Below are 6,763 nucleotides of genomic sequence, written 5' to 3'. Positions count from 1 at the left end.
CATAGGCGTCGTAGTACATCCGCGGCGAACCATGCAGGCGCAGGTAGATACGCTTGCGATCGCCGCCGGGAACGGCCGCGCGCGGCTCGCGGGCCGGATCGGCGGCCACGCGCGCCACGCCCAGCTGGCGCAGCGCCCGGTCCACCTCGCCGCGGAACCAGGACGGATGCCTGGGCTCGCACGCCAGGGGGCCGCCGTGCCTTTCGCGCAGGCGCTCGAAAAAGGGCAGGGCAACCGATGCGTCGAAGCCGAGGCTCGGCGGCAACTGCAGCAACAGCCAGCCGAGCTTGTCACCGAGCCCACCGACCTGGTCCAGGAACGCAGCCATCGGCCCGTCGCAGGCGCGCAGGCGGCATTCGTGGCTGATCGCCCTGGGCATCTTGGCGGCGAAGCGGAAGTCCGCCGGCACGCTGTCCGCCCAGCGGCGCCAGGCCGTCGGGCGGTGCGGCCGGTAGAAGCTGGAGTTGATTTCCACGCAGTCGAACACCTGCGCGTAGCGCTCCAGCGTGCTGCCTCCGGTGGGGAAGGCAGCGGCATGCGCCTTCGGGATCGACCAGCCGGCGCAGCCGATGCGGGCGACTGCCATCACGTCAACCGCTCGCCCCGAATGAAACTACCCGTTCACCCCGAGCGTAGGGCGCACAGCTCCGAAGTCGAGGACCCCTCGACTTCGCTTCGCTCGGGGCGAACGGTTCGGGTGGCGCAAGGCTCACTTGGCCGGCTTGCGGAACCGGTACATGAACTGGTCGGTATGCCCGCGTATCGACTTGTCGAACACCTTGATCGTGTGCGGGTCGGCGCTGTTGCGCAGCGCATCGCTCTGGCCGTCGAACACGAAGCCGGCCGATTCGGCCTGCTGCCTGACGATGGCCGGGTCGATGCGGTGCAGCGTGTCGGTGTCGCGCATGCCCGAGCCGGCCGGCGCCACGTGGTCGATCACCACGAACACGCCGCCGGGCTTGAGTACCTTGAAGACCTGCCTGTCCAGCACGACCGGATCGACATGGCCCATGAACTTGTCCGGATAGTCGTGGTAGTTCTGCGAGGTGAACACCACGTCCACCGATTCGGGCGCATCCAGTTGCGCGGCGGGCTGGGTGAGCACGCTGACGTTGGCGTAGTGCGGTTCGCCGGCGAGCTTGCGCAGGTTGGCCACGTCGGTCTGCGACTCGGCGGCGTACTCGTTCGGCCACAGCGCGTAGACGTGTCCCTTGGGGCCGACCACGCCGCTGAACACGCGAGTGAAGTAGCCGCTGCCGGGAATCAGTTCCAGCACCTTGTCGCCGGGCTTGACCTGGGCGAAGGCCATCACCTGCGCGATCTTGCGTCGTGCATCGTCGGCGCGGTCGGCCTGGCGCGCGGGATCGTCGATCGCTGCGGTGAGGTAGGGCGGCTGGGTCCGGTGCGTGGTGGCCTGCGCGGCGGGCGCGGCGTGGGCGGTAGGCAAAGCGAGGGCGATCATCGCGGCAAGGACGAGCGTGCGCATGTCAGGCTCCTACGGGGGTGGGGCTGCGATTGTGCGCCTGCTGCATGGCGCGGAGGGCGTGACCTTCGGCAGGGACGCCGTCACGCAAGCGAGCCCGGCGCGGGCCAGGCTCGGGTGGTTTCCCATGCCGTGGCCATCCCTGGCCGGCGTGCGTCCGTGCCTTGTCCGCGGGTGCGTTGTGCAGCCGCGTCAGTGCGTCGTCGAGGCCGGGGGCGGCATCGCAGCCGTCGAGGAAGGCGGCGGCATTGCCGTGGCCGAGGAGGGCGGCATGCTGGCCGGCGGCATCGGCGCGGTGCTGGCCGGAGGCGGTGCGGTGGGCGCCGTCGCCGGAGCCGCCGCGCCCGGCGCGGCGTTCTCTTCATTGGGATGGTTGCAGGCGGTGAGTGCGAACGAGGAAGCCAGCAGCAGGCTCCAGCACAGCAGGCGGATCTTCATGGCAGTCTCCTTCGGGTTATGGGTCAGTGCGGCTGGGACACGCTACGGGTGACGTCGTTCTGCAGCGAACGCGCGTCGGAGCGCTCCAGGTCGGCCAGTGCGACGATGCCGCACAGTGCGCCCTTGGCATCGACCACCGGGATGCGCCGCACCTGCTGGCGCTGCATCAGCCGGGCGCAATCCTCGACGGTGGCGTCTTCCTGGATCGTGATCGGCGGCGCCGTCATGCAGTCCTGCACGCGCACGCCCACGGGATTGCGACCGGCGGCCAGCGTGCGCACCACGATGTCGCGATCGGTGATCACGCCGATCGGATGGCGGTCCAGGTCGACCACGGGGATCTCGCCGACGTCTTCGTCGCGCATCGCGCGGGCCACTTCCTCCAGCGGCGAGGTGGCCAGGCAGAACTTGGGATTGCGGGTCATCAGGCGGTCGAGGTCCATGGATACTCCGGGCGGCGATGGGGCGGGAACGCCAGGGATGTTCCTCGCGCCCGGTTGAACACGGTGTCGGTGGATCATGAAAGAGGCGTGCAAGGCCGGTGTGCAGGTTGCCTCGCGCTCATGCCGGCGGGACTCATGTCAGTGCGGTGGGCCGGTCGAACGGCAGCGGCGTGGCGCCGGCGCGCACGAGCGCCGGCTCGGCACGCGCGAGCAGGTCCTGATCGGCATCGAGTACGACCAGGATGCGGCCGGCCTCGATCTCGCCCTCGAACTTGCGCCGCACCGGATCGGGCACCGAGGCGCCGACCATGGCGCTGGTCCAGCCGCCGGTGAGCGCGCCGGCGATGGTCAGCCCGGCCACGCCGGCCAGGGTGATGCCGATGGGCGGGATCGCCACCGCCACCAGGCCGGCCAGCAGGCCGGTGGCGCCGCCGCCGATCACGCCGCGCAGGGCGGCCGGATAGAAATCGCCGCCGGCTTCCTTGTGCTGTTCGGGCGCCGCTTCCAGCTCGATGTCGGAGCGGGCGACCAGCGAGACGTCCTGCTCCGGTATGCCGGCGGCGCGGGCGGCCTGCATCACCGCCTTGGCGGTTTCCAGGTTGGGGGTGCTCAGCACGTGGCGGGTCTTCATGGCGTTCCTCGCGGTCGGGTGCGGGGCCCGGCGTCATCGTTGTGGAGCGCGGGTGGGCAGGGCGTCGCCTGCGGGTGTCCTTGGCGTGAGGGCTGGCCGTACCATCGCCGGCATGCAGACGCCGTTCCCGGACGATCCGCCGCCCATCCGCCCCGTCGAGCCCGATCCGGCCGACTGTTGCGGCGAAGGCTGCGCTCATTGCGTGCTCGACCGCTACGACGAGGCGCTGGAACGTTACCGCGCGGCACTGGCCGCCTGGCGGCTGCGCCATCCGGACGCCCCGCTGCCCTGAGCCGGGCCGCTGGCGAATATCGTGACGGCCGTTACATTTTTTTGCCGTACAACCGATAAGGCGTAGAACCGCCCCGGTCTTCGCGGGCGGCAGACGGCGGCCGCCCGCAGCGACGGCCGCCGCCGCACGTCGGGGCTGGCAGGGGGACGCATGGGCAAGCGGGGAACGCGTTGGGCGCGCAGCGTGCTGCTCGCGTCGCCGTGCGCGTTGCTTTACTGGGTCCACGTTCCCTACCGTGCCGGCTTCTTCGGCATCCAGGTGGATGCCTCGCTGGTGCACCTGCATTTCGGCTACATGCTGGCGCTGGCGATGCTCTACCGCGACCGCCTGCCGCTGCGCCTGGGCGTGCTGGCCAAGGCGGGCATGTGGCTGGCGTTGATATGGACGACGCATGCGCCGCCGGTCACCCTTCTGTTCGGCGTGTACGCAGCGCTGGCGACCTATGGCCTGCTGCGGCTGGCTGCGCGACAGATGGGCTGGCCGCGCGCCGGCGTGCCCTTCGGCGTGGCGGACGTGTCCGGCTTCGTGCTCTACGGGCTGGTGCTGCTGCCGCTGGCGCTGACCGCCACCAACCTGCTGCTCGAATTGGCCCTGGTGCGGCCGCTGCCGGACTGGCGCGGGCTCGCGAACGACCAGATACAAGTGCTGTTCGCCAAGCTGTTCGGCGTGCTCGTGCTGACCCTGCCCATGGTGGTGCTGGTTACCCACGGCAACGGCCGCGCGGCCTGGTGGCGCTGCGTCCCGTGGCGGCTGCTGGCGGTGGGCGTGATGCTGCCGGTGGGCCTGCTGCAGTGGGTGCCGCGCCTGGGCCGGCATCCAGACCTGCCGCTGGCGATCCTGCTGGACAACCGCCTGCTGGTCGCCGCCGCGCTGGTCTGGGCGGCATTGCACCTGCGCCTGCGCTGGAGCATGCCGCTGCTGACGCTGGCGCAGTTGCTGTTCGCCGCCGGGCTGGCGCGCCACGCCAGCGAGACGGTGCACCTGCCGGATTTTCCCAGCCTGCTGCGCACCGTGCTGGAGTGCGCGATGCTGCAGTTGCTGGTGGTCATGCTCATGCTCTACGGCAAGGAGCGCGATGCGGCCTCCGTCCAGCACGAGCGCGACAGCCTGACCGACCCCTTCACCGGCCTGCCCAATCTTGCCGCGCTGCGCCGACGTTGCGCAGCCGAGCCGCCCGCACTGGGCTTCCTGCTGCTGGACCGTACCGACAAGATCGTCGCCTGCCTGGGCCTTATCGCGCAGGCGGCGCTGATGCGCTGGGTCGCCGCGCGCCTGCGCGGCGTGGCCGAGGTCTATTGCATCGGCACCGGCCAACTGGTCCTCGCCAGTGCCCGTCCAGCGGGCGCGGAAGACTGGGACCAGGCATTGGAGCGCCTGCACCAGGCCGACTTCACCTGGGCCGGCCAGCGCGTGCGCGTGCTGGCCTACCTTGGTGTGGTCGCCGCGGGCGACGGCCTGGACGAACGTCTGCAATGCGCCTCGCAGGCCGCCATCGAGGCCAAGCAGCGTGGCGAGATGCATGGGTTGCGCGCCGGGCAGGGGGCGGCCGCGGGTGACGGCCATGGCGAGGGTGATGCCTGGGCGTCGCGGCAACGCAGCCTGTCGCTCTCCAGCGTGGTGTTCTCGCGCATCCGTGCCGGTGAAGTGGAGCTGTGGTTCCAGCCGATCGCGCCGCTGGGCGCGGGCCTGTCCGACAAGCTCAGCGGCGAAGTGCTCTGCCGCCTGCGCGATGACGGCGGCCGCCTGCTGATGCCCGGCCAGTTCCTGCCCGAGCTGCAGGCAGATGGCCGCATGGCCGAGCTGGACCTGGCCATGCTGCGCCGGCTAGGCCGGTGGATGACCCAGCAGCGCGCGCGCCTGCCGGCGATCGGCTATTTCAGCGTCAATATCGCTGGCCAATCGCTGGCCTCGCGCGAATTCGCGCGCGAGCTGCTGGCGCTGGTCGAGGGCTTTCCGCTGCCGGCGAACCAGCTGTGCTTCGAGGTCACCGAAACCGCCGCGATCACCTATGCCCACGAATCGGCGCGGCTGTTCGCGCAGCTGCGCGAACGCGGTTGCCACCTCGCCATCGACGACTTCGGCATGGGCTACCAGTCCTTCGAGCGGCTCAAGCAGATCCCGGCGGACCTGATCAAGATCGATGGCAGCTTCGTGCGCGACATGCGCCGCTCGCCGCGCGACCTGGAGCTGGTGCGCGCCTCGGTGCGCGTGGCGCGTGCCTTCGGTGCGCAGACCGCGGCCGAATTCGTGGAGGACGCGGCCACCGCCGACCTGCTGCGCCGCCTGCACGTCGACTGGATCCAGGGCGACTACGTGGGCCGCGCCGCGCCGATCGGCCAGGTGCTGCGGCCGCGAGCGGGCGCAGCCAGTGTGATCGGCGACGAGGCCTATCCGACCGCGGCGCCTGCCCATCCTCACAACCGGTTGCCGCCCCTGCTGGCAGGCTCGCTCGGTCTCCTTGCTGACCCTCCGGCATGCCCGCGAACGCCTTGCCCGTGTTGATCGCCGGCGCCGGCCCCACCGGGCTGGCCGCCGCCCTGCTGCTGGCCAGGCGCGGCGTGGCGGTGCGCATCGTCGACAAGGCGCCTGTCCCCAGCCGCACCTCCAAGGCGCTGGCCGTCAATCCACGCACGCAAGACCTGTTGGAGGACACGGGCGTCACCGCACGCATGCTTGCCGAAGGCTGGGCCATCCGCGGCGCCAGCCTGCACCGGCCGGGGCAGGACGAGCTGGCGGTGCCGCTCTCGCCGCTGCTGGACACCGACCACTCGATGCTCGCCCTGGCCCAGTCGCGTACCGAGGCCCTGCTGGCCGAAGCGCTGGCGGCGCAGGGGGTGACGGTGCAGCGTGGCGTGAGGCTCGATGCGCTTAACCAGGCCGAGGACGCCGTCGAGGTGAGCCTGGTGCACGCGGACGGCAGCGTCGAGCGCACGCAGGCGCCGGTGCTGTTCGGTGCCGATGGCGCGCACAGCACCGTGCGCCAGGCGTTGGGCCTTGCCTTCCCCGGAGACGAGCTGCCCGAGCCCTGGCTGCTGTGGGATCTGCGCCTCGCCACGCCGCTCGATCCGGAGCGCGTGCACCTGATGTTGCTGCCCGACGGCTTCCTGTTCGTGCTGCGCTTGCATGGGGATCTCTGGCGCGTGATAGGCAACGGCAACGCGCCGCTGTCGGCGCTGCCGGCCGGCACCGTGTGCGGCGAGGTGCAGTGGCAATCGCACTTCCACATCGCGCACCGAGTGGCCGAGCGCGCCGGCGTCGGCCGCGTGCTGCTCGGCGGCGACGCGGCGCACATCCACTCGCCATTGGGCGCACGCGGCATGAACCTGGGGATAGAGGACGCCTACGTGTTTGCCGATTGCGCCGCCGACGCCCTGGCCGGGCACCGCTCGCGCCTGGTCAATTACGCGCAGCTGCGTCATCCGGTGCATCGGCAGGTGGTCAGGCGCATCGCGGCGCTGACGGGCCTAGATCGGAAG

At 71.0% G+C, this 6,763-nt stretch carries 8 protein-coding genes; 4 read left to right on the top strand and 4 right to left on the bottom strand.

The genetic code is table 11. The features are described from left to right. Nucleotides 1-586, bottom strand: a 586-nt coding sequence (locus tag HOQ08_RS14625; protein ID WP_291196486.1) for a DUF72 domain-containing protein, incomplete at its 3' end; no start/stop codon positions are given. 123 nt (nt 587-709) lie between these two features. Beyond that, the gene (locus tag HOQ08_RS14620; protein WP_291196483.1) at nt 710-1,486 is read right to left on the bottom strand and encodes a methyltransferase domain-containing protein; all 777 of its coding nucleotides are present in this window, start codon (nt 1,484-1,486) and stop codon (nt 710-712) included. Between HOQ08_RS14620 and HOQ08_RS14615 the strand changes: the two genes are divergently transcribed. Continuing rightward, the gene (locus HOQ08_RS14615; RefSeq protein ID WP_291196479.1) at nt 1,485-1,973 is read left to right on the top strand and encodes a hypothetical protein; all 489 of its coding nucleotides are present in this window, start codon (nt 1,485-1,487) and stop codon (nt 1,971-1,973) included. The genes HOQ08_RS14620 and HOQ08_RS14615 overlap by 2 nt on opposite strands. On the opposite strand, the gene HOQ08_RS14610 is transcribed toward HOQ08_RS14615, so the two are convergent. Both HOQ08_RS14610 and HOQ08_RS14605 read right to left on the bottom strand, forming a co-directional pair. Then, on the bottom strand, nt 1,945-2,364 hold the full coding sequence (locus tag HOQ08_RS14610) for a CBS domain-containing protein (RefSeq protein ID WP_291196476.1): 420 nt from the start codon (nt 2,362-2,364) through the stop codon (nt 1,945-1,947). The genes HOQ08_RS14615 and HOQ08_RS14610 overlap by 29 nt on opposite strands. Nucleotides 2,365-2,497: 133 nt before the next feature. Next, entirely contained in the window at nt 2,498-2,995 is a 498-nt protein-coding gene (locus HOQ08_RS14605) for a hypothetical protein (protein WP_291196473.1), read from the bottom strand. Nucleotides 2,996-3,107: 112 nt separating this feature from the next. Between HOQ08_RS14605 and HOQ08_RS14600 the strand changes: the two genes are divergently transcribed. The 3 genes from HOQ08_RS14600 to HOQ08_RS14590 form a co-directional block, all read left to right on the top strand. Continuing rightward, nucleotides 3,108-3,287, top strand: a complete 180-nt coding sequence (locus HOQ08_RS14600; protein ID WP_291196489.1) for an oxidoreductase-like domain-containing protein — start codon at nt 3,108-3,110, stop codon at nt 3,285-3,287. A 150-nt stretch (nt 3,288-3,437) separates the two neighbouring features. Next, complete coding sequence (locus HOQ08_RS14595; RefSeq protein WP_291196470.1) at nt 3,438-5,789, top strand: bifunctional diguanylate cyclase/phosphodiesterase; 2,352 nt, start codon at nt 3,438-3,440, stop codon at nt 5,787-5,789. Next, a partial coding sequence (locus HOQ08_RS14590) for an FAD-dependent monooxygenase (RefSeq protein ID WP_291196467.1) occupies nt 5,762-6,763 on the top strand: 1,002 nt, incomplete at its 3' end. The genes HOQ08_RS14595 and HOQ08_RS14590, both read left to right, overlap by 28 nt.

Origin of the sequence: Frateuria sp., assembly GCF_013362045.1 — a bacterium.
Classification (GTDB): Bacteria; Pseudomonadota; Gammaproteobacteria; order Xanthomonadales; family Rhodanobacteraceae; genus Frateuria_A.
The sequence above is the reverse complement of the archived record's forward strand: the minus strand, read 5'-3'. Positions and strand labels throughout refer to the sequence as shown.